At 66.5% G+C, this 23,756-nt stretch carries 14 protein-coding genes and 2 pseudogenes; 7 read left to right on the top strand and 9 right to left on the bottom strand.

From position 1 onward, the window contains the following. The first annotated feature begins 293 nt into the window (after positions 1-293). From AB0M70_RS37645 to AB0M70_RS37635, 3 genes and pseudogenes are all read left to right on the top strand, one after another. Complete coding sequence (locus AB0M70_RS37645; RefSeq protein ID WP_365827563.1) at positions 294-914, top strand: hypothetical protein; 621 nt, start codon at positions 294-296, stop codon at positions 912-914. Continuing rightward, entirely contained in the window at positions 856-1,257 is a 402-nt protein-coding gene (locus AB0M70_RS37640) for a hypothetical protein (RefSeq protein ID WP_365827561.1), read from the top strand. Before AB0M70_RS37645 ends, AB0M70_RS37640 begins: the two co-directional genes overlap by 59 nt. Before the next feature lie 1,235 nt (positions 1,258-2,492). Continuing rightward, positions 2,493-3,458: pseudogene (locus AB0M70_RS37635) on the top strand (P-loop NTPase fold protein). Positions 3,459-3,601: 143 nt separating this feature from the next. Here AB0M70_RS37635 and AB0M70_RS37630 read toward each other — a convergent pair. Continuing rightward, entirely contained in the window at positions 3,602-6,040 is a 2,439-nt protein-coding gene (locus AB0M70_RS37630; protein ID WP_365827559.1) for a hypothetical protein, read from the bottom strand. Positions 6,041-6,256: 216 nt separating this feature from the next. Here AB0M70_RS37630 and AB0M70_RS37625 point away from each other — a divergent pair, with 216 nt between their 5' ends. Beyond that, positions 6,257-6,541, top strand: a complete 285-nt coding sequence (locus AB0M70_RS37625) for a hypothetical protein (protein ID WP_365827557.1) — start codon at positions 6,257-6,259, stop codon at positions 6,539-6,541. Positions 6,542-6,637: 96 nt separating this feature from the next. Here AB0M70_RS37625 and AB0M70_RS37620 read toward each other — a convergent pair whose 3' ends face one another. The 3 genes from AB0M70_RS37620 to AB0M70_RS37610 form a co-directional block, all read right to left on the bottom strand. Then, positions 6,638-7,285, bottom strand: a complete 648-nt coding sequence (locus tag AB0M70_RS37620) for a hypothetical protein (RefSeq protein ID WP_365827555.1) — start codon at positions 7,283-7,285, stop codon at positions 6,638-6,640. Positions 7,286-7,421: 136 nt separating this feature from the next. Continuing rightward, complete coding sequence (locus AB0M70_RS37615; RefSeq protein WP_365827553.1) at positions 7,422-7,583, bottom strand: hypothetical protein; 162 nt, start codon at positions 7,581-7,583, stop codon at positions 7,422-7,424. 627 nt (positions 7,584-8,210) lie between these two features. Beyond that, positions 8,211-10,436, bottom strand: coding sequence for a DUF262 domain-containing protein (locus AB0M70_RS37610; RefSeq protein WP_365827551.1), 2,226 nt, complete (start codon positions 10,434-10,436; stop codon positions 8,211-8,213). A gap of 773 nt (positions 10,437-11,209) precedes the next feature. Here AB0M70_RS37610 and AB0M70_RS37605 point away from each other — a divergent pair. From AB0M70_RS37605 to AB0M70_RS37595, 3 genes are all read left to right on the top strand, one after another. Continuing rightward, a complete protein-coding gene (locus AB0M70_RS37605) occupies positions 11,210-12,502 on the top strand; it encodes a sigma factor-like helix-turn-helix DNA-binding protein (protein WP_365827549.1) in 1,293 nt (430 codons plus the stop codon). A 309-nt stretch (positions 12,503-12,811) separates the two neighbouring features. Continuing rightward, entirely contained in the window at positions 12,812-12,988 is a 177-nt protein-coding gene (locus tag AB0M70_RS37600) for a hypothetical protein (protein ID WP_365827547.1), read from the top strand. 394 nt (positions 12,989-13,382) lie between these two features. Further along, positions 13,383-14,315 (top strand): hypothetical protein, encoded by a 933-nt coding sequence (locus tag AB0M70_RS37595; RefSeq protein WP_365827545.1) that lies wholly within the window; start codon positions 13,383-13,385, stop codon positions 14,313-14,315. A gap of 429 nt (positions 14,316-14,744) precedes the next feature. Here the strand turns inward: AB0M70_RS37595 and AB0M70_RS37590 are convergent, their stop codons facing one another. The 5 genes and pseudogenes from AB0M70_RS37590 to AB0M70_RS37570 form a co-directional block, all read right to left on the bottom strand. Next, positions 14,745-15,038 (bottom strand): hypothetical protein, encoded by a 294-nt coding sequence (locus AB0M70_RS37590; protein WP_365827543.1) that lies wholly within the window; start codon positions 15,036-15,038, stop codon positions 14,745-14,747. A 381-nt stretch (positions 15,039-15,419) separates the two neighbouring features. Beyond that, positions 15,420-16,028 (bottom strand): SMI1/KNR4 family protein, encoded by a 609-nt coding sequence (locus AB0M70_RS37585; protein ID WP_365827741.1) that lies wholly within the window; start codon positions 16,026-16,028, stop codon positions 15,420-15,422. A gap of 261 nt (positions 16,029-16,289) precedes the next feature. Continuing rightward, positions 16,290-16,618 (bottom strand): annotated as a pseudogene (locus tag AB0M70_RS37580) (transposase); the annotation flags it as partial. Positions 16,619-16,905: 287 nt separating this feature from the next. Further along, positions 16,906-17,463, bottom strand: coding sequence for an SMI1/KNR4 family protein (locus tag AB0M70_RS37575; RefSeq protein ID WP_365827739.1), 558 nt, complete (start codon positions 17,461-17,463; stop codon positions 16,906-16,908). A gap of 47 nt (positions 17,464-17,510) precedes the next feature. Further along, positions 17,511-23,660, bottom strand: a complete 6,150-nt coding sequence (locus tag AB0M70_RS37570) for a LamG-like jellyroll fold domain-containing protein (RefSeq protein WP_365827541.1) — start codon at positions 23,658-23,660, stop codon at positions 17,511-17,513. Positions 23,661-23,756 lie beyond the last annotated feature (96 nt).

Raw genomic sequence — 23,756 nt, 5'->3', positions numbered from 1 at the left:
CTCCGAGGCCGGCCAGTAGAGCGTCCTGTCGCCCACAGCCGACTCCTCGCCACCTCTTAGCCCTGGCCGGGGATGTAGACCGCAGTACCGACGCCCTACGGCAGCACCGTCCCAGCTCGGCACGGACTCTGGGGCGCCACGTAATCGAGCGGCTTCAACTCACCAGACACACCGTTCGTGCGCTCACGACGCATACCCCGGCCAAGGCGAATGCTCTCTACCCGACGACATCAAAGTGGTGGGCGGCAACCTCATACGTCGCCCTCGGGGAACTGGACGAGGCCCGGGCAGCGTTGGAGAACGAGCTCGGCCACCTGCGCACCCTCCAGGAGCCCGCTCCTCTGCTGGAACTCAAGACCCGTACGCAGCTCGCCGGCATTCTCTACAACACAAGCAAGCCGGCGACCGCGTGGCTGCCACACCTCCACCACGCCCGCGGCCTCGCCCAACAACTGGCCCAATCACGGCCCGAGGACGTCTCACTCGTCACCACGAACTGCCTCACGATCCTCCTCAACCATACGGGCCGCGAAACTGCCGACGCGGAACTACGGAGCCTTGTCGAAGGCTTCGAGGCGCTGCACGAACAGCTGCCGCACACGCCGCGCTCGCACGCCCAGCGCGAGATCAGCCGGATCAACGCTGCGTTGAGCTCGGGAAGCCTCACGGACGCGGAAGTAGAGCGACGTTGCCGAGTACTTCTGGACAGCGGCGATCTGGCCCGCCCACAGAGCCTCCAGGTAACGATGTTCCTCACCGAGGCCCTGGTGTTCCAGGGGCGGTGGAGCACCGCCCCTGGAACACCTGCAGGCCATCCACGAGTACTTGGCCGAGTGGCCGCTTCACCCACAGGTCATGGCCAGAACCCTGCACAATGTCGGCCTGCGTGTCGGGCTGACCGTGGCGTCGAGTGAGCCGGCTTGCCATGCCGCATGCATCGTTCTGCTCGGCAGTGCCGAACCTGCGCCTGCGCCTGAGTGCCGACCGCTGCTGTCCCTGCTCGTCACCATGGCATCGCGCATGCCCGCCGGACACCTCAGCCTGGAAGCCGGGATGACGTGCATGCCGTACAAGATGCAGGCACTACGCCTCCTTGAAGCAGTGTGCGACCAAGACCACGACAGGGTCCGTGGCATCTACCAATCCATGGCCGATCAGGACACAGAAGACCTCAACCAAGAGCACGAAATCGGTTGGCGCACCCTAACCAACATCGTCACGACCTCAAGCGTGAGCATCTTGCTCGCCGGCTCCTGACCTCAACACACCCTCGCCCGTCGATACAAAGTTTCCCGGCGTGCCTGTACGACTCCGTCCGGGTACGAGCCGCTGCCGTACCCCTGTCTTCCGGCCACGAGCATGCCTGCCGCACCGTGCAGTACCTCACCAGAGCGTCGGACCTCCATCTCCACGACCGCCTCCACGCGGCAAGACGGCTCGCAACCCAGGGCCCTGGAGCGGCCGTTCACTAAGGGCGCCGGCGGCCAGTGCTACAGCGGCCAGGCTGGCCCCTCCCCGGCCAAAGCAATGCGACACGTGAGCGTTTCTAGCGTCGGTGACTTGACGTAGAGGGCATTCCGCCCCCTTCCCTCCGGCTGCTCAGGCTTTCCAGCCTGCAGTTCAAAGCCCGGTCGCCGACGTCAGCAGTGTGGTAGAGGCAGGCTTTGACGGCTCCTCAGTCGCGGCCGCCCAGCGTCAAGCTCGATTGGGGCGCGCTCACTTGCGAGCCCTAATATTCGTCCTCCCGTGGGAATTGCTGGGCAAACCCACGGAGTGTAGGGACGTGTGCCACGAGGTGCCTCACCGTACGGCCTTGGCCTTGGCCTTGGCCTTGGCCTTGGAGCCAGTGCGGAGGAAGATGGCGACAACGGCGGGTGGAACGCTGGAAAGCTCGCCCTTGTAGTCACCAATTCTCGCGTTCGAGGCGCGACTTCTAGCACGATTTCCGTGCGGTACGGCCCATGCCGCCGTACCCCCTTGCTTACAGAGCGGGCGCCCTGTCAGGCTCCAGCCACGTAGTTGCTCAAGGCAGTGGCCCCTCTGAGGCAACCAGAGGGGCCACCTGATCACCATCGCAATATCCGAACAGGAGTTCCGTACGTGGCAATCTCTAACGAGTCTAATGAGGATCACACGCGAAATTACATGGTGGATGTCCGAGAGAACGGGTCTGGCCCGCATGGGCCTCGGTGGAAACGCCACCGACCGCCCTCACACTAGGAATTCTAGGTGGTCTCGGCACAGTGATCGGGACGGGAACAGGACAATGGCTGTGGGATCTGCTCCAGCTGCATCTGTGATCCGTGCTGGAGGGGGCGTTTCCTCGCCACCGCTCCTGGCGGGGGAACGGCCGAGGTCGTTGTCTCTCGAGACCCGCACGCCCCTGCGCACCTTGCCTCGTCAAGGGTGTTCCACTGGCATGGCCGACCACCGCCTCATTGTCAGAGGGCAGCGTTACGCTCGTTCGCTTCGGACCCAAGGACGGGTGGGGTATGACTGACAGCGCATCGAACAATAGCGGCAGCATCCTCAGCGGAGATGATCCGATCGATAACGCCAGCCAGGACTTGCTACAGCGGACAGACCTTGCTGACGCTCTCGCGGAGGAAATCGGTCGAATGTCCGCGAAACGCGGCGCAGTTGTCGCTCTGACAGGAACGTGGGGTTCGGGCAAGACGTCACTGGCAAATCTCACCCGCGGCGCTCTGGACACGGTTGATGACATGCAAGTCGTCGAGTTCAACCCCTGATTCTTCTCCGGCACCGACCAGCTCATGCGGTTCTTCTCCGACGAACTTGCCGGCCAGTTGCGGAATGGGCGCCGGCTGAAGGACAAACTCAAGAGCGCGGGCCGCCCTGTCGCTGAGCAGTTAGGCAAGTACTCGGCCGCCCTGTCGCCGCTGAAGTTCGTCCCCGGGGCCGGCGTCGCCCTAGAGGGCGCAAGCGCTGTCGCGGCAGGGACATCCAAGCTCCTTGGCGAAGAACAGGAAACCATCCATGAGCGAAGAGTGCAGATCTTTGAGACCCTGGGCGGACTGCCGGGGCGGATTGCGGTGTTCATCGATGATATTGACCGGCTGTCCCAGCTGAAGATCTCGGTAGGCGATGAACACCACCAGTCCACCCAGTGCGAGCAGCACCAGGGCGGTCAGGCTCATGTCGTCGTTGAAGCGGTTCACTTGCTCTCTCCGCTGCGCTTCAAGACTCGCCGCTGCGCCTTGGGCTGGCGGGTGGGCGGGTCAGCTTCGGCCCCGATCCCGCGGAAAGCAGTGGGGGCCCCGACACCCCCTTCACCGGGGAGCGGCGGCGCCTCAGACAGCGAAAGGACCCACTCCCCCGTAAAGGAGGATGTGGGCCCACCAGACCTGTTCACCTGTACAACGCCCGGGCCCCGCCGGGGTTACGGAAAAGAGCCGCCAGAGATGAAAACTGCGCTGGAGAAACGATTTCTCATTTGAGCGACCCCCGACAAGCCTGGCCCGCCGTCCCAAGGACGCGCTAGCCGGCGCCATGCCTGGCCAGCTCAGTGAACTGTCCGGCGTTCGCCGAAATCTTGCGCCCGCATCCTCGACGCCCATGAGCTGCCTGTCGCCGTGGGCTATCAGAGCCGCATCAGTTTCCCCGCGCCCGTCAGAGGGCCTGCACAGCAAGCCCCTGGACGCGCGGCTATGAGGAGCCTTGGCTGCGCCGGTGCCGTCCGCGGCGACGCCTGTCCGGCGCCACCTGCACCAAAGGCCTCCTCTGACCCAGGGGCGAGATCGGGTGCGTCGCTCTGGCTCCTCCAAAATCTCGTGGAGAGGACCTTCTGCTCGTTTTTGGTGCGCGCTTTGCGCAGGCTGGAGGTGAAGGCGCCGCTATGGCGGGCACGTGCGCTGCGGGTCAAGGTGGCGGCGTGCAGCTGGAGGCTGGCGGCCTCCAGGGCTAGGACGAGGCCGACAAGGTCTTCCACGGACATCAAGTCCAGGCACGCATGCGCGAGGCGGCTGAAGATTCTGCCGCTCATCGGAACCGGGTGGCTGTCCAGGCGCTCCACTCGCCTGAGCAGGATGGTGATTGCACCGGCATCCCGTGCGGCTCCTCCTTCGCGCAGGACGATGTCGAGGTGCCCATCGAGGTGAACGGAAGCAAGCGCCAGCGCCCATGACGCCACCGCTGTCGGGGCCATGGTACGGGCGCGCTCCCCCAGCGCCTGCAGGTCAAGGGCGGCTGCCCCGGCGTGGTGGAGGATGCGCAGGAAGTGCCCGGCGTGTCCGGTGGGCCGTTCCTTGAGCGTGCAGGCCAGCACGATCTCGGCGTGAGAGGGCGGTGCGACCTCGTTCACGGCGCGAAAGAGGAGGGCCGCATCACTGGCGCTGCTGGTTCGGGCGGTGTGCTCGAGCAGCCACCGCACCTCGCGGTGTCCCTCGTCCAGGGCCTCCAGAAGGGCCCAGAAGTCGCGGGCCGAGCGTCGGGCCGCGGACTCGATCAGGACGTCACAGGCGAGCGTCTGGTTGCCGGTCGCCCGGAGATCGTTGATCAGGACGGCAATGTCAGCGGGCGCACGTGTCAGGGCCGCGCGTTGCAGAACGGCTGCGGCCGCGACGTGGTTGCGCACCATGCGCAGGGAGGAGACCAGCGCCACCAAGTGCCCGGTGCTGCGCGACTGGGCGCTGTCAAAGACGAAGTCGGCGTCCTGCAGCAGGCCGTGGCGCGAAAGGCTCTCGATCAGCTCCGTGACGTCTGTTGCGGAGCGGGTAGCCACAGCGGCGGCCTGAAGGGCGCTGGTGAGGGCTCGAAAGTCGTGTGCGCCCAGTGTGCGGCTGAGCTCCACGATGTCTTGTGCCGACCGTTCCGCCGCCGCGGCACGCAACGCGTGCGGCAGGGTCGTAGCCAGATCGGTGGGGGCCAGCACGGTGACCAAGTCCAGTACGTGCGCGACGGGGCGAGTGGCGCAGAAAGCACCGAGCAGGACGGTGACGTGGTCGCACAGCTCCTGCTGGTTGAGGGCCACGGCGAATGCGGCGATGTCCTGCGCTGTATGGAGCTGCACGGCCGCCTGCAGCAACTGGGCGCCGCAGTCGATCAGGTTGGAGCGGTGCAGCTCGGCTGCCAGCAGGCCCAGGTCGCTGATGGAACGGGTGAGCGCCAGGACCGGAAGCGCCGCCTGGGCATGCGACCCGAGTCCTGCTGCGTCAAGACCGGCCAGGAGCGCCGCCACTTCATGGACGTTACGGGACTTGCTGACGGAGGTGACCAGTTCGCTGGCCATGGCCCGGTGGGTCCTGGACTCCAGATCGCTGACCACGGTGAGGAGTTCGGGGATGGAGGCGCTGCGGTCGGTGGCCTCCAGTGCAGCCATCAGCGAGGGCACACCCACTGCTTCCTGCCACAGCCCTTGCACGGTCTCCAGCTGGGACTCCAGCATGTGGCACTGATCCTCGGCGGCGATCAGTTCGGCCTGGGTGACGGCCAGGGCCTCCTTGAGGTAGGTGATCTCTTGCTGGAGGTCGTCAAACTCCCGTCCCAGCTGTTCGTATTCGCCCTGCCACACGTCGACTTCTGCCTGATGCGCCCGGGCCTGCTGCTCGAGTTCGACGACCAGCTTGTGGCAGCGCGCCTCGGTCTGCGACAGACGCTGCACCCGGTCAACCAGGGCCTCCTCCAAGGCCTGGGCGTGCGCCCGCTTACGTCGGGCTTCCTCATCAGCCTCCGCCAATTGGTCTTCCAGCTTCTGCCTCTTGCTCGCCGGGCGGTTGGACTGCTGGGCCTCGCGGTGCAGCTCACGGATGCGCTGCTCCGCCTCAAGGGTGATCGGTGATCCGTCCTCCCGAAGATCAGCGATCAGTGTGGCGACGAAGTCCCAGGACGCGAGCCGCTCCCCCTTGAGATAACGGGTGAGCGTGCTGGCGTCCAGGTGACGGCGCGCGGCATAACGCCGCACGCTCACGCCCAGACTGCAGAACAGCATCCGAAGGTCCTCAACGAAGGCCCGCTTCTGCGCTGTGAGGTCTGGGCTCAGCGGTGACAGGCGCGCCGTCCCCGTGGCGTTGCTGGTGCTCATGTCACCGCCCTTGTCTGGTCAACGCCTCCCATTATCAGGGACGTTGCGTGCCGCAGCAGCCGAAAAGTGTTGACACCTGCAGCCGGCAACACCTCTGTCGCTGCCATCTCGCACCGTCAACAGCAGACCCTTTTGGGGCGCGCGGCAAACCGGACACCATGGGCACCTGACCGAGAAGAAGATGGCCATGACCGCGCACAGGAGGACCAGGGCAGCATGACCCAGCACAGTGAACCGCAGCCGCACCCCACCACCCCGCCTGCACCCCACCCGCAGACCACGCCACCTACGCCGCACGCGCAGAGCACGCCGCCTGCGCCCACCCCGCCAACCACGCTGCTCAGCCAGCGCGCCGCGATCATCCTCCTGCTGGGTGTGCTGGCCGCCGCAGCAGCGGCAACCCTGACCGTCCTTGCCGGAGGTGCACTGGCCAGCGGACTCCTCGCCGGAGGCGGCGCATTCATCGCCGGCGTGCTGTTCTTCAACACCATCATCACCTGACAGCCGCAAGTCGAGGCGGCGCCGCTCTGCCAGGATTTCAGCCGTCGCCGACAGCGGCCCAGCTGCGGGCGCACTCCAGCTTCCTTTCGCCTGAAGTCAGTCGGGCGTACCCCCCAGCGGAAACCGTTGCATGATGAGGGTATGAAGCGCTGCTTGCACAGTCTCCAGCTGTTCCGTGGTGGCAGTCATCTCGTATCGAAGCTCTGAAAGCCGACCATCACCGCGTCTGTTTCGGATCACTTCGTCGAGCTCGGCGTGATGACTGTCGATCCACGTTACCCGCGCTTCAACGGCTAGATCGAACTCCTCCAGGAGATCGGGGCAGTAGACGTGCATCATGCTGCGCAGGTTCCGCCGGGCGGCCTGGCGGCGCTTTGTCGGGCTCCATTTCTGGGCGACAGGAGCCGAAGGAGACATCAGGGCGGCGATCTCGCGATGGGTGCGACGCGCCATGGTGCTCCGGGCGAACGAACGCCGGAAAGGAATGGGCCCACCGTAGTCATTGCTGCGCGGATGCGCGGCTCGGGCCAAGTGAGGTTGATCCGCAAGGATCAGGTCGACCACCTTGCCCGTGGTCCGCGCGGCCTCGCACCACTCGCGAAGAATCTCGTGCAGCTCAATCAAGCCTTCGTGCACGTTCGGCAATGCGGGCGTCCCCGTGCTCTGGTTCACGACGCTCCGCAACACGCTGCTACTGGCCCTGACGACCGCGGCTGCTTCGGGTGCCACCATGACGAGCTCCATCCCAGTGTTGTGCGAGGGCTCAATGATGCGCAGCCCAGTGGCGCCGAACAAGACGACCTGATGCCCGGCAAAAGCCTTGACCGCGGCGGAACCTCGCCGAAGGCGGGGATGCGAGCAGTCATGGAGCCGAGCGTGCTCAGGACTCCTCGTTGTCGGCTTCCTGCTCGCGCAGTGCCCTTCTGGCTCGATGCCAGGCGGCAAAGACTTCGGGCAGCTGATCCAAAATGCCCCGCACTGTAAACAGGAGCACGCTCGCTACGCCCGCCGCGGCCAGGATCCACAACGTGAGCACGTCCACCGATTCGACACCTTCGCCACAGAGGCCGAACCAGCGACGGATGTTGCCCAGTTCGACCAGAAACGGTCAGAACTGAGTTCCACGCCGACAGCAAAGCCCAGGTACCGCAGGGGAGGATCAGGTGGACACGCACGCGTGCGCCACAAACGGACGGTGGAGGGCAGGAGTCCGGGTCGTGGTTCACGGATCGCACAGAATTCCCCGCGACATGTCGGCTCGCCGGTACCTGCGCCTGCACACCCCACGCTAGATGGCCGCCCACACCACCACGCCCGATCTGTAAATATGACTACACCGTGGGCCGCCCCCTGCTATAGCAGCCCTCGGCCGTCGGCGCGAGCTCTGTCAGGATCCGGTCTCCCCTGCATCTCCTCGAGCGACGCCAGCTGATGGTGTCGAACAGAGCTTTGCCGCTAATGAGCACGATCAGGTGGGGACTCGTTGCATTGTTCCAACTCGCAGGCTGGTAGTTCCTACCGTCTGAACTGCGGCCCCCAGCTCAGTGGGCTCCGCATCGGCAACGTGGCGGCCCGTTACGAAGGTGTCCTCGCACGGGTGCTCCCCGCCGACGCGGCCTGCGGTCCTCCCCCAGGCAGAATCCGGTACGTGCCGTTTCGTGGGAGGTTGTTACAGGGCGCCGGGCGTTGTCGAGCGGTCTCTCAGGGTGCGCAGGCTGACGCGGTTGCCGTCGGCGTCCTGGAGGTGCCATTCGTTCATGCCCTGGCAGGTTTTGGTGCCGCGAGCGACGGCGCCGGCCTCGTCGACCCGGCCGTAGGGGGTGCCGCCGGTGGCGTTGAGGATGATGCCGCCGTTCTCGTCGATGGTGGCCCAGTGTTCGGTGGAGCGGTAGGTGAGCACGATCTGGGTGCCGGGCTTGAGCGTCCCCGCATCGATCATCTTGGCGACATCGGTACGCCGCCGGCCCGATGCCGGCCTGCGCCGCAGCGCAGCCGGTGGTTGGTGGGCTGCGGCCGGCGCGTTGCCGGCCTGGGGTTTGGGGTGCTGGGGGCGGGTGGGGGTGGACAGGCCCAGGCGCTCGGGGTTCCAGATGTGTTCGAAGAGGCGCAGGTAGAGCTCTTGGCGGATCTGGATGACGGCAGTCATCGTTTCCTGGGGTCCGAACGGCCTGAGGATTTTGTCCAGTCGGTGGGTTTTGATGAACTCGCGCAGGATCGGGTTCCGGCGGTCGTATCCGGGGGCGATGATGCCCAAAAGGACGTTGCTGCGCGGGTAGAGCTGGGCTTTTTCGTGCAGCGGCAGGTCGTTGAGGCTGGAGTTCTCGCGGCCCTGGAGCAGGCCGAGGCCGCCGAGTTGGTTGCGGCGGCTGCGGAAGAGGACGGCATCGGGGATCTCGTCGGCGACTCGGTGGTGGTGGTTGGCGTAGAGGTGCTCGATGTGGAAGCGGTCCCGGTCGAGGTAGGCGAGCACGTCGTGCGACCGGTGGCAGCCGTCCTCGACGTAGGCGGTGGCCCGGGCCAGCAGGTATCTGATCTGGTGGCCGTTGTTGCCTCGAAGCCCCAGGGTGACGGCGTCGCCCGGTGAGCCGCCGTCTTGTTCGACCAGGCCGCCGAGCGCGGTGGCGACGTCGCCCGTACTCCGGCAGGGGCGCAGGAGGGGCACGAGGATGGTGTGGATGAGGGCATCGGTGTCGGCCGCTTGCACGGGAAGGTCCTGCAGGACCCGCAGGGCGTACCAGCGGTCCAGGTAGGAGGCGATGAGGCGGCCTTTGTCTTTGGCGTCGGAGGGCTGGTCGCCGGGGTTGATGGCGGCCAGGATGGCGACCGCCTGTTGGTGCAGGCCGTTGCGTTCGTTGTAATGCACTGCCTCGAGACGGTCGCCGTCCTTCTTGAGGTCGCGGCTCGCGGCCAGCAGGGGCCTAAAGAGTCGCGCCGTGTTCAGCAGGTCCTGGACGAACTGCAGGAACCGGTCGGGGCGTTCGGGCACCAGCGCGAGATGGGCGGCGTTGCGGCGGACCCAGACATTCAGATTGGTCTCGATCTGCCGGCGGTCCTCCTCGTGGTCCTGGCGGGCGCAGCGGGCCAGGAGGAAGGCTTTGATGAAGCGGGAGGCCGCTGTGGGGTCCTCGCGGTCGGTGGTCAGTTCCCTGAGCATCTCCTGCCACTGGGTGTTCAGCAGGTCCTCGTTGGCGCCGACGTGGGACAGCAGGTGGCTCTTGAGGAGATCGACGGCGGTCAGACGGGCACCGCGGTCGTTCATCGTCTCGAACATCCGGTAGCCGTGATCGGCGCCCGAGGCCCGGATCCCGACCAGAACCACCCGCTCCAGCAGCCACTCGGTGAAACGCTGGAGCCGCTCCGCATCCAGGTCCTCGACGAGCTGGGATTCGATCTGCTGGCTGCGCGCCCACAGGTTGCGGCGCGAGAGCGAATCACCGGCGCCCGTCTCGTAGGTGCGGCCCTCGGCCACCGCCCGCAGGACGGGCTCATGATCGGCGATGCCGACCGCGAAATGCTCGCCATCGGTGGTGATCACGCGGTTGAGCCGGTCGACCGCCCTGGGGTATCCGAACTCCTGGGCGAGGCGGCGCAGTTGCAGGAACATCAAGTGCAGAGTGACGAAGCGCTGCTGCCCGTCGACGAGGCATCGCCTGCTGCGCGACTGCTCGTAGTAGACGAACGGGCCCAGGAAATACTGAGGCGCCGTCGCGGGCCGGCGCAGGTAGGCGGGGTCGCTGGCCCAGCTCTTGAAGGAGTCGCACAAATCCCGCAGCAGGGTGCGGACCTCATCCTCGCCCCAGGTGTAATCACGCTGGTAATAGTCGATCTCATAGGTCATCTCACGAAATAGTTCCTTCAGGCTGAAGCCCTGGGACCTGATCTCGTCCAAACCCATGCCACCACTCCCCCACCGCCCGGCGCACCCCCTCATGCTGCCAACTCCGCCCAGCGCCGTACAGACAGCGCGCAGCACACCAGACCGGACAACGCTCAAAACCGCCGGGCCTTTGCACCCCACCCAAAAGACAACGGGCCGGGACACGCCTGCCCCTGCCAGCCGGTCGGGAACCCCGGGGGCGGCTCGAGGTCGCCCTGCAGGGATGAAAGGCGCGCAACTCCCCCGCGAACGCGGAACCCAGCACCGCACAGGCGGCCAGCACAGGCTGTTGTCGCGGCCCGTGTCGTCATGAGGGCACGGCCGCAGACACCGCGTGAAGGCCAGGTCCGGCCGGGGAAAGCAGCCACCGCGCCACCACCGCTGCGTGCTGCGGGGAAAGGTCATGGCCGGCGGCGCCTCTTACGCACAGGGCGCGGTGACCGGCGAGGCGTGATGCTGAGATCGTGCGTGCGGCGTGAGCGGCCAACCGGCCCGTGGGACACACCGGCCGGCTCCCACGGGCGCAGCGAGTTCGGTGGAGAAGGTCATCGGCACCGAGAGGTACTGACCGCGGTGCCAGAACTTCAGGCGCGCGACCCGCCTGAAGATTGCAGCCCCAGTTGTCTGGCAATGTCGCTGGACAACTCCTAGACATCTCTACGCTCGTCCAGACTTGTGCTCCCGGCGAGCGCGAGGAGGAGTAGATGGCAGGGCGGCGGACTCGGCCGTGGGGCCCTCTCAAGGGTAATAGTGCACAAGAGAGGCAGGCTGCGGCCCTGGTGCGTACATGGATGGATGAGGCAGACCTGACCGTGAGGGCCCTGCACTCGGCCATGGTCGACGGGTCCGTGGGTAAGGGGCCCGTCCCGAGCCGGGCGACGGTTGCCGACCGGCTGGCCGGGCTCAATCTCACCGGCGAGTTCGTCGACGCCGTGGCCACGGTCTGCTTCTGCGCCAAGAACGCACCAGCCAGGGCGCGGCAGGCACGTCACATCCTCAACGGCGGCGGCCGGTTTGCCCCCGACGAGGCCAGCAGCAGGCCTGCCCCACTGACCCCGATGACACTGCCGCAGTCCACCCCACCGATTCACCGCGCGAGAAGAGATCTTGGCCAGGAGCTGCAGTCCAAGGACGCAGCCGAGCTCCATCGCGCTTTGAGCGCCACGAGCCGGCAACTGGCTGCTTTGCGCGCCGAGCGGGACGCGTTGGATGAGCGCTGCGCGACCCTGTACGGCGCGTTATCAGCGGCCGAGGCGATGGTGAAGTCCCTGACCGAACGGCATGCGCCGCCCGACGACACGGTCCATGAGCCGCCCGCGCCGCAGGCAGCTCCCGTGACGCTGCCCCCGGCGGACTTAGGCCCCGATGTCCGGTGTAAGGCCACAGCGCCAACAACAGCCACCGCTAGCAGCCCCCGCCCCCAACCAGACCCCGGGAAGAGCGAGGGCTTGACGCATCGACGGCCTTCGGGCGCGGCCGACACGCCCGTGCCGTCAGGCCTGTCACCCGCGCAGAGGCACGCACCGGCGCACCCCGGATGGGCACCGGCCGCAACCCTCCTACCCGGTGACGTCAAAAGTGAACAGGCGCTGACGCTACCGCTCGACTTCCAGGCGTTCTACAAGATGAACGTTGAGGCCTACATCCAATACGCCCGCTTGCATCTGCGGGATGACCTGGCGCAGGAGGCGGTCCACAACACCTTCCTCGCCCTCTGGCGCGAGTGGGCGGTCTTCCTGGGCCACCCGGAGCCCGCAGCCGGGGCGTGGAAGGTGTTGCGGCGCTGTGTGGCAGAGCAGACTGGTCGCGCCACAAGCAGCCATGTGGTGGCGCAGGTCATGCGGGACGCCCGCGCCACCCTCGGCGGAATGACCAGCGATCTGGGCCTCTTCAGCGCTATCGCAGAACTGCCGGTGCGTCAGTTCGACGTGATCGTGCTGCGGTACGTGCTGGGCTATAACATCGCGAAGATCTCCGAACTGCTCGGCGTCAGCTTGACTACCACTCGCTCCCAGGAGCGGCTGGCCAAAGGGCGTCTGGCCAGGAAACTTGACCTGCCCGCCAGTGATGGTCAGTCGTCATGAACGGCTCTTGGGAAAGGCCTGGCACCCAGCAGGCAACCGCGGGTGCGCGGCCGCGCGGGCCCCCAGTCACGCTGCCTGCGGCAGCACACAAAAACCACCCACCGAAAACCGGTGCCGCACATCGGGGGCCGCAGCGCCACTGCGCCCCCCGACGCATCGAACACCCGAGGAGGCACCCCTTGAACAGGCCCGGCCTCGGCCCAAGCAGTCCCGAGATGGAGACCCACTTGACTGACAACCCGCACCCCGCACCCCGCGCCCCACGCAGCCGCCGTCAACATCACGGTCAAGGGCGCGGCACGGCTGGTCGTGGCGACCACCATCGCAAGCGCCGACCACGGATCGCGCAGCGAGATCAACGCGCCCACCATCGCCGAGCCGGACGCCGACCGCCCGTTCTGGCACCGCACATCCGTGCTCTGGAGCGCCCTCACGGCCCTGGCCGCGACCACTACCGCCACCCTGGCATGGATCCTGGGACGCTGAAAACGGCCTAAGGGCCGCCGGAACCCCCGTTCCGGCGGCCCACACCCCCGCAAGCCTGAAAGCCTGTTAGTGATCCCCGATGGGGGTAGCTCTCTTCCGCGGACGGCCCCGATGGTTTGAGCTGGGAGATCGTGGTTGTGGGTGATGGCGGCGTGGTCGGGTCTCTGCCGTGTGGGTGCAGGAGGCGACGCTGATGGGGTCGTTGATCGGGGAGTTGGAGGCGCGGGCGGCGGCCCGGGTGCGGTCGCCGCCGTCCTGGACGAGTGACGGAACCGCCAGGGCCGCACCGTGCCGGGGCCGAGCGGGGCGGGCCGCCCACCGACTAGCATCGCCGAGTTCGTGCCGCCCACCGGCCCGGGCATCGCGGCACGGCCTACAGGGGAGCTGACACGGCATGAGAACGAAGAGCGCAGCGGCGTGGGCGGTAGCGGTGCTGATGCTCGGCGTAGCCGTCGGCGGCTGTGCCGAGCAATCGGACAGGGGGCCGTCCGGCAGCAGCGCGCAGTACACGAAGTCCCCCCGCGAAGGGGAGGACAAGCCTGATTCACGGGTCGTCGAGGACGACGACGACCACACCGTCCTCGAACTGTCCGACGGCCGGCAGGTGTCCCTCCGCTTCACTCGTCGCGGCCTGGAGGCACAGCATCGCCACGCCTCTGACGACGCCTGGTCCGCCCAAGAAGCGGTCTATGAGACCGGCACCACACCGTGCCACGGCATCAGGGCAAAGGCGTACCGGGACACCGTGTGGCTCGCGGCCGGCTTTGGCGCGTACTGCAGGGACGGCGAAGAACCGCAAGAGGTGATCGCGGCCGTCGCCACCGGGGACCTCTCCTCCTGGACCACCGACCCGACCAAAAACACCATCGCCTGGCCCAAGGCCCGCATCCGCGACGGTGGCGCCCGAGTGGACTTCGTCGATCCCAGCATGCTGGAAACCACCACGCTGACCTGGCGCAAAGGCTCCGGATTCGCCCAGGTGGCCACGGAGTACAAGTCCATCCACCGCTGGTTCGTGGGCCGGTGGCGAGCCACGGACGGCAGCCAGCAGCTGACCCTCCACCAGGTCGAGCCGGGCAGACGCGCACGCGTGGTCATCGAGTCCCGCACCGGCCCGCGATGCAAGGGCAGCGCCACTGTCTCCGGCATCGACCAGCACGACCTGTCCATGAGCAACTTCACGCTCGATCAGGGCACCAGGACCGTCAACTGCCCGCCAAAGGAAACCGAGTACTCCTTCGACGTGAAGTCCTCGGACGGCCCGCTGCGCCTACGCAAGATCGGCAACCACCCGAAGACCGTCCTCACCTATGAGCGGGCGGACTGACATACGACTGCGCATGAGGGACGGCCACGTGGTCGGGTCTCTGGGGTGTGGGAGAAGTACGGCAACTGGCGGGGCGTCTGCAACCGGCTGTGGATGTGGTCCGCCGATGGCGCGTGGGAGGGGGTGTTCACCGCGCTTGTGGCACAGGCCGACGCTGACGAGGAGCTGAACTGGGTCGTCTGTGTGGACTTCACGACCGTATGGGCCATCGGCACGCGGCCGGAGCCCGCAGGCCTCGGCCGACGAACCGGACGACCACGCCATCGGCCGGTTCCGTGGCGGACTGACCACGACAGTTCATGCTTCGGGCATACCGCGACGCTCATCTGTCAGGCCTCCGCGACTCCCCGCCCGGAAGGTCGGTGGCCTCGACAGGGGTCCATCGCCGTGGGCGCGGGGAGCAGGTCAGCACCGAGGAACAGGGCGCCATCATGGCGGGTCCATCTGCGCGAGCTCGGGGAGCAGGAGAGTGACCGCCGCCGACAACTCCTTGCTGACGAACGGCTCCAGAGCAGTCCAGACCTCAATGTACCGACGGCGCAGCAGCGCGCCGACGAACCGCTCGTCCAGGGGCGCCTCGACCAGTAGCCCACCGCATGACGAAGGCCCCGCCCGGAACCAGGCGCTGTCGCCTGCGGTTGGACGGTGTCGGGCTGCCCACGGGTCGCCAACCACGCGGATCCTCTCGGTATTGGTGCGCTCCAGCTGAACGAGCAGCACCATCTGTTGCCCAGTCCGCAGGTGGGGTCCGACATCGGGGGTGAAACCGATTCCGGATCGAGGTGAGATCGCAGGCTTGAGCTGAAACCGGCGACGCCATCCGCGCCTCCACCCTTCCGCGCGGACTGCTCACTTCGATCCATCCGGTCCTCGAACGGGGGCTGGCCCCCCTCTGCGGCTCCCGGCCGCCCTGGCTATTCACAGCCATCGCCGCAAACGTCGAGCGCCTCAGCAGACGGCCGCCGACCGGAGAACCGTCCCCGCCCCGGCCACCGGCCGTCTTCCAGACCTTCCTGGATCAGCACGGGATCCCATGGCCGAGATCTTGGGGCTCTGCCTGAGAGAGCAGGCGACACCAAGGCTCCCGACAGAGTCAGCGTGCACTCAACCCTGCCGGCGCGGGCCGAAGCGTGGCTCGGGGCGGTCGTCCGGCGTCATGGGCAGGTCGCGCAGCACCACTGGGCCGGGATAGTACACGCCACCATGGGGCCCCGTTACGTGCTCACCAACCAGCCAGCGGTAGAACCACTCGGCGACCCCCATCTCGTACTCGAAGAACTCCCCCTCTCCGGGCTCGACGAAAAGCGAGCCCTTTCCCCCTGCCGCCTTGGGCCCGTAAAAGACCATCTCCGAGCGGTCGGTGCCGAAGAGCGGAATGAGACCGTCTGACGTGCCGAATACGAGCTCGCTCACCCCCAGGGAAGCACACGGGTCTCCCTCGGGCTCGTCCTCATCGAACTCAATCTGCGACCAGGCCTCAGCGGTGTCCCGCATCCACTTGCCCAGGTTCCACGGTTCTGTCGCGGGGTGGTGCAGATACAGATGTCCGTTGATGTGGAGCGGGCCGTAGCCGTCGACGATCTCCTTGTAGTCCACCGGGAGGCTGGTGCCGATGGCCTCCTCAATGGCCTGCCAGCTTTCCTTGCGCTGGTGTGTACGCGGCGGTTCGCCGAGCATTGCCATGACCTTCCGCAGGTACATGTCCTGTGTCACGCCTGTCACCTCCTTGGGCACGTCGCGCTGCCTGTGGTGACGCCACCGGACGGTGTCTGTCGGATCACGCAGTGCTTCCTCCTTCGATCTTCGAGGACAGAGCAGTCGTACTCGATTCTCGTCGGGATTCCCACTGCCACGTGCTTGCCGGATGTGACGGCTTTTCTGATGTCCTTTCCCCGCGCCACAGCTGAGGTAGGGGCGGTTCGTTTGCGGCGATGATGTGTTTCGCGGCGTCGGTGCCCTGGTCGGCCAGGGGCGCGATGGTTCCCTGTTGCGGCCCTCGGCCTCGAGCAGGAGACGTCGCAGCAGCCCGGTGAGCTGCTCGAAGACTCCGTCCTGCTGCCACTTGGCGCAGTATCCGCAGACCATGACCCACGAGGCGAAGTCGTGTGGCAGGTAGCGCCACGGGACGCCGGTGCGGTCCACGTACAGGATCGCATTCATGATCTGCCGCAGGTCGTGTCCGGTCGGCGACCGATGTCCAGCGTGGCCCGGCGGCGCCGGACCTGCCAGGCGAAGAGGACGGGTTCGAACAGCTTCCAGCGCTCGTTGGACAGATCGCTGGGGTAACCGTCGGGCGGGGTCATGCTTCCGATGTACCGCGCGTCGAACCGACTGACGAAGGGGCAAAGGCCATGGAGTCTGGGCGAGTTGCGGTGAAACAGGAGATGCCGGAACGAAACACCCCTCTTCCGGCACTCTCCGATCGCGCTACCCACCGGCCTCTCTCGTCTCGCCACGCCACGCCACGCCGAGGCCGCCAAATCGCAACGCATCTGCATGAAAGAGCGCCTACAACCTAGTAGCTCCTGCATCAGATCAACAGCAGGCCATGACTCCGGGGCTGCCGCCGGTAACGTTCACCGCCACCTCATTAGTGGCCTCGACTGGGCCCGCTTCGGACAATGACCCTCTCCCCCTCACTCAGCGGGAGGCTCTCCAGGACCACAGGACCAGGATAGAAGACCGCACTGTCCGGGCCGAACATATCCTCACCCTCGAAATATCGGAACAGCCACTCGGAAAAGGGCATGCGGTACTCATAGAAATCTGGCTCTTCCCCATCGCAGACCAGGAGCCTCCAGGCGTCACTTCCGCCGCCCACGACACCGAAAACGTACTCACCTCGGTCCGTGTCTGCGAGCGGGATGAGCCCGTTGGCGACACCGAATACGGGGCCGCTAGGGAATCCCGGGCACTCCGCATCGGAAAGGTCGATCTCCTGGAAATTCGACACGGTGCTTTCCATCCAATCGGACAGATTCCATCGCGCAGTGCCAGGATGACACAAGTAGAGATGGCCATTCAGTTGAATCGGACCATAGGCATCCACCAAGGTCTTGTAGTCATCGGGGAGGGGCACTCCCAAGCGGCGTTCGAGTCTGCCCCACGCGACCGAGGAAACATGGGAGCGGTCCGGAGCTCCCAGCATTTCGATCACTGATTGCACGTAGTCGCGGGACATACTTTTCTCCACTCTCACGGAACATTCGGGCAGCTGCTGGACCCAGTCGTTCGCCCACCTGTTGGCTGGTTGTGAACGACACAGTGCTTGGCGACACCTGTGCTGAGGTCCGAGTAGTTGTACTCGATGCTCGATGGAATTCCAGAGCCTGTCTTCTTGTAGCGCGGGGTGATCCAGAGTGCGACGTCATGACCGGATTCAAGCGATTCTCGAATATCACCCTCAACACCATCCCGAATATAGGGACTGTTCACGTGGCTGTACTGAGGTACCAGATTACGCAGGTCTTTGCCGTCGCCGCCTCCCAGTTTCGGCTGAAGGTGGCCATTGTTGGGACGATACCCCTGGCTGCGCATCTCCTCATAGCCGGGTGGCCTCTTGTGGCTTCCCGTTCCAGTGCCCGGCCCAGGGTGCTTCTTCGTGGTCAGATCCTGTTGGTCGATCACACCGTAGATGCCCAGGGCCCTGCACTCCTCCTGCTTGGAGAAGGTGTCGTAGTACCGCTCTCGCGGAAGGTAGGTGACATGACCAGTAGAGCTGAGTCCTGGCCCGTCGTCGCATTTGTTATCTGTGCGGGAGCGTCCGTCGTTGCCACCTCCCGGCTGATCGGATCGATCAGGCAGGGGGTAGATGTCCTTCCCGTCGGCAGCAGTCGGCGTGAAGAGCGCTACAGCCGCGAGGTTTAGCATGGCCTGCGCCGTGACGGTGGCACTTACGCCCTGCCCCGTCGTCCACGTCGCCGCGGTCCAGACGGCCTTGGCCGCCGGGCGGGTGGGCGCGGGCCTGGCGTGCGGGCCGTTGTTGGGGTTCTGGTCGATCGGGGGCTTCGGGGGCTTTGTTGGACGAATGTATGTGCCGTTGCCGGCATAACGCGCCCCGCCGCCTGCGAAGTAGTAGCCACCGCCGTAGTTATAGCCGTAGCCACCGCTAGGACCGGAGTACTGGAGGGACGACCTGCCGCCGGCGAAGTGGAGCTGATTTAGCATCCACTGCCGGGTGTTGGATATCGAATTTCGCAGACCGCTGTTGAGCTGGAACCATTGGCTGCAGTCCACGCCATATCTGCTGGTGCAGTCGCTGGATCCTATGCTGTCGTGCCCCATGGTCCATGTGTTCCAGAAGACCCCGCCCGCGCTCCTACTGGCGACCGAGATTCCCCATCCGACTATGTCCCAGGCATCGTGCCCTGTGGGGTCGATCCCGTTGAGCGGGCTGGCGTGGCCGTAGGTGTACCGGTTGCCCCTGACCGATGGCTGTGCTTCGAGTAGCCAGGTGTCCCGCGCTTCGAAGGAGCCGGTGCCCGGCTGGTACCAGCGTGCAGCCATGTTGACGTCGCCGGTGTCCGGGTCGGTCCAGCCGGACTGGTAGCCGACGGCTGGGGTGGTGCCGTCTGTCGCGGTTTCCGTGCCGAAGGGGTCGTAGGCAGTGGAGCTGCTGACCTGCTTTCCGTCGGCAGTAAGACCCGCGACCAGGTCGGTGTGCTGGTCAGTCAGCGCCCACTGCTTGGTCGTGCCCGTGGAGGAGGACAGCAAGGCTCCGTCGGGGGTGCGGCTGTAGGTGCTGGTGCCGTCGGTGGCCAGGTTGTTGGAGCCTCCGTCGTAGGTGAAGGCAGTTTGACCACGCGTCTGGACGCGGTCGAGGGCGTCGTAGGTGTATGTCGCGCCACCATCAGTGATCTTGCGCTCGAAGGCATCGAAGGCGAGCTTGCGCCGGGTTCCGCTGCCGTCGTTCACCGAAGCGAGGGTGCCGCGTGGGGTGTAGGTGAAGGCAGAGGTGCCCTCCGTCAGTTGACGGTTGCGGGCGTCGAAGTCCGCAGAGATCGCTCCGGCCTTGGTCCGGTTGCCGGCTGCGTCCCATGCGTAGTCCGTGGTGCTGCCGTCGTGAGTCCACGAGGTCATGCGTCCGGCGTCGTCGTAGGCGTAGCTGTTGTCTCCGGCACCTGCGGTGCCGGTGGTGTTCTTGAGTGTCAGACGGTTGTCGACGTCGTAGTCGTAGGTGTTCGACGTGATCGTGCCGGTACCGTCCGGCAGGGTGACCTTGTCGCTCTTCAAGCGGCCGAGGCCGTCGTACTTGTAGGTGCGACGGGCCGATTCGGCCCGGGATGCCGAGCCCTCGGGCTTGGTGGTGTACCGCTCCAGCTCGGGTCGTCCGGCAGCGTCGAAGTCGTACCAGATGTCGTTGCCGGTGAGCTCGTCCCAGGCCCAGTCGAGTCGGCCTGCGCTGTCGTAGCCGTAGTCGGAGTCGCCTGCCGCGGTGGTGCGGTGCGTCATGTTTCCGTCGGCGTCATAGGTGTAGCTCGCGGCTCCGCTCGGACCCTTCGCGGTCAGGAGCTGGCCCCGGTCGTTGTAGGTGTAGGTGTTCTGGTCGAGCACGCCGCCGGTACCGGTGAGGCGCCCGGCCAGGTCGTACGTCAGGGTGCGGTCCGCCGTCGCGGCCTCCGCTCCGGAGCCGGTCTCGTGGGTCAATCGGTCCAAGCCGTCATAGGTGCGCTCCCGCTTGGCCCCGCCGGGAAGCGTCTGGGTGACATCCAGTCCCGCCTTGTTGTACGACGTCGTCCAGGTGCGGTCGGCCGCGTCCGGGTGGGCGTCCGTGGCAGGCTCGACGGTCGACTCGGGCAGTCCCCAGGCGTTGAACGTGTATGTCGTGGAGTTGTGTCGGCCGTCCGTCAGACGGGTGCGGTTGCCTGCGGCGTCGTAGCCGAACGCCGTGATGATCGTCTTGGTGGCGGAGACGGGCTCGACCTGTTCGGTCATGCGGCCCAAGGCGTCGTAGGCGTAAGTGGTGCGGGCCTTGGTCGCTGTCGTGGCCGACGTCTGGTTGCCGTCGGCGTCGAACTCGGCCGACGTGGAACGCAGTGCGGTTGTCGTGGTGCCGTAGTCCGCCGTGCCGGTGACATTGCCCAGGGCGTCATACGACACCGTGCTCCTGCGTTGGGTCGCGTCGGTGGTCTCGGTCCGGCGGCCCAGGCCGTCGTAGCCGAACTTCGTGGTGCCTGCCGGGTCCGCGACGGATATGACGTCTCCGGCCGGGTTGTGGTCGGTCGTGGTGGTGCGTCCCGCCGGTGTGGTCGAGGACGTCTGCCGGCTCGCGTCGTCCCAGCCGAAGCGGGTGGTCAGGTTCTGCACGGTCGGATGACGCTCGACGGTGGTGGCCGTCAGCCGGCGGCCGAGTTCGTCGTACGTGGCCTCGGCCCTGGCTCCGGTCGGGTCGGTGGTCGAGAGCTGGAGGCCGGTGGGCGTCCAGCCGTAACGCGTCACGCCGCCACCATCGACGCCGGAGGCCGGCCCCAGCAACAGCTGCGGGGTGGCGTCCTTTTGGGCGGCGGCCGTGGCTGCGTCCGGCACAGGGTCAGTCTTGCTGGTCTGCTGCCCGAGCTGGTCGTAGCCATAGCGGGTGGTCCGACCGAGCGGATCGACGGTTGTCTGCGGAAGGCCGAGCGGGGTGTACGTGGTCCGGGTGGTCGCGGTGATCTTCGCGCCGCCACTGGGCGGGGTGTAGTCGGGCAGTGTCACCGCGGCCGTGCGGCCGAGCCGGTCGACCTCGGTGCGGGTGACGTGGCCGCGCGGGTCCTTGGTCTCGGTGGCCTCACCAAAGGTGTTGTAGCCGGTGCGGGCGACCGGGCGCGCCGAGGTGGCAGCAGCGCCCTTCTCCTCGGTCCGCACCTGGGGCGAGGTGCGCTGGACCAGGCGTCCCAGTGCGTCATACCGGTAGCTGGTGGTGTGGGCCTGGGGGTCGGCGCCGGTGTCGTTGCCGCGCGGGCTCACGGAGGTGAGCAGCAGGCCACGCTCGTCGTAGGTGCGGGTGGTGGTGTGCGTGCTCGAGCCGTCGGTGATGGTCTGCTTCTCGGGGTTGCCTGCGGGGTCGTACTCCGAGGTCGAGGTCAGCTTCCGGTCGCTGCTGATGGTCTGAGTCTGCTTGTTGACGCGGTCATCGCCGTCATATTCGACGGTGGTGGCACGGTCGAGGCCGCCCGGGTCGAGAACGCTGTGCGTGGTGCGGCCCAGGGGGTCCACGGCGAAGGTCTGTGTGGTCTCGCCGCCTCCGGTGACCTGACGGGTCAAGTTGCCCGCAGCATCGTAGGTGTTGCTCTCCAGCTCGATGTCGTGCTTGGCACCGGCGCCCTGTGTGACTTGCTTGGCCGTGGTGGTGGCCGCCAGGCCGTCGTCGAAGTAGGTGTACGCGGTGGTCGCGCCCATCGCATCCGTGGTGGACGCCAGCCGTCCGGCCGGATCGTAGGCATTGGACACCATGACCAGGTCCCGCGGGGAGCCGGAGGGATCGCCCGTCCAGTCGTTCAGGATGGTCGAGAAGTGCTGGCCGCGTGCCGTGTAGGTGTACGTGAAGTGCGCGCCGGCCGCGTCGGTCTTGCCGCTGACACGGCCCAGCTCGTCGTGTTCGAGGCGCGTGGTGTTCTGCTCGGCGTCGGTGATGCTGTCGTTCAAGCCGTCTTGGTTGTAGTGGTAGACGGTGCTGCGTTCGGTGTCGCCGCCGGTGGCGTCCTTGGTCGACTCGGTCAGCAGTCTGCCGTCCTCGTCAAAGGTGCGCGTGATCTTGGCGGTGTGGGTGGTCTTGGTGATCTCGTTCTCCACCCCCGCACCCGTTTCGGTGACGACGTGGGAGGCGGTGTCGTAGCCGTAGGTGGTGCTCACCCCGGCCGGGAAGGTGTCGGAGACCTGGGTCTCGGAGGATTTGCGGCCCAGACCGTCGTAGGAGTACTTCGTGCGGAGTCCGGAGGGGGATGTCACCTCTGCCAGGTCGCCGTTGGCGAAGTAGCGATTCTTGGTGACGGCGCCGCCGGGTGTGGTCTGTGTGGCAACCAGGCCGGCGGGTGTAAGGCCCGAGCCCACCGCGCTCTCCTCGCCCGTGGTGTAGGTGGTTGCTGCGGTGCTGTTGTCGGGGCGCACTGTGCTGGTGAGCAGGCCCTGCGCGTTATAGGAGTGCTCGGTGCGGTAGCGGGCGTCCTTGTGGTCCGACGAGCGCTGGTCGCGGTAGGTCAGCGGCTTGTCGTTTCGCGGATCGAGAGGGTCGTTCGGATTGAGGTAGTAGGAGCGGAAGTCCGTCCAGCAGGAATCTGCGTCCCGACAGGTCGTTGTCGACACCACGTTGCCCCGCGCATCGTGCCCGGTGACAGTGGCGTGCCCGTTGGGGTCCGTGACGGTGTGCAGGTTGCCGCCGTTGTCGTAGGCATATCCGGTGATCGCGCCGGTCGCATCGGTATGTGAGATCGTGCGTTGCCCGTGCAGGGCGTCGTAGCTGGTGCTGCTGGTCTTCTGCTTCGGGTCGGTGACCCGCACCGACGCCGTCAGACCGGAGTCGACGCCTTCGGCCTGTGCGCGGTAGTGCGCGGAGACCTGCTCGGCGCTCAGCGCCCCGCGATACAGGGCCACCTCGTCGACGTCTCCGCGCAGGTAGTAGGTATCCGCGGGCTGATCCATCCAGCCGGCGTTGGCGTATCCGCCGCCCACGTAGGCGTGGGGGCGGGCCTGGTCGGAGATCGGTCCGGTGATCGAACCGATACGGGCGCCGTCCAGGTACAGGGCCTGGCCCTTGGAGTCACCGCTGAGCACGACATGGTGCCAGGCACCGTCGGTCACTGCCTGACTTGAGGTGATCGGGCCCTGCGCACCGGTGGCTCCCTGCTGGCGGAACTCGCCGCGCAACTTGCCTGCGCCGTCGATGTTCAGGACCGGGCGGTAGGAGGTCGGTGTTTCTCCGATCTTCGCATCCTGCAGTCCCATCAGAACAGCGGAGTGGCTGGAGGTGCGGAACCACATCTCCACGGAGACATCGCTCGCCCCGGCGAGAGTGGAGCCGGGCAGCTTGATGTGACCGCCGCTGCCCAGGTGGGCCGCTCGGTTGTCACCGGGGCCAAATACCCCGGTCGCATCCAGCGTTGACTGGAAGACGGTACCTTGGTCGCGTGCGAACGTCGCGTTCGTGCCCGGCCCGCCGACCTCGCTTCGGAGGGCGGTTCCCTCGCTCTCGCCCAGGCGCCAGTAGGCGGCGGGGGCGTCGGCGACGGCCACTCCCTGGTACTGCTCGCCCGTTCCCTTGACGAGGGCCGTGCGGGCCTGGACGTGCCGCTTGGGTGTGTCCGTGTAACCGGGCAGAGAGGCTACCGCCGGTACGTAGGTCCAGAAATCGCCGATTTTGGTGAACCGCACCAGTAGGACTCCGTTAGGTCTTCCCGTTTGCGCTGATCAAGAGCATGTTGAGGAGCGTGGACGTACATGAAGTGGAGCGTATGCGGGCGGCGTTGG

Source organism: Streptomyces sp. NPDC051214, assembly GCF_040682375.1.
In the GTDB taxonomy this organism is placed as follows: Bacteria; Actinomycetota; Actinomycetes; order Streptomycetales; family Streptomycetaceae; genus Streptomyces.
Note: the sequence above shows the minus strand (reverse complement) of the source record. Positions and strands in the feature narration are given on the sequence as shown.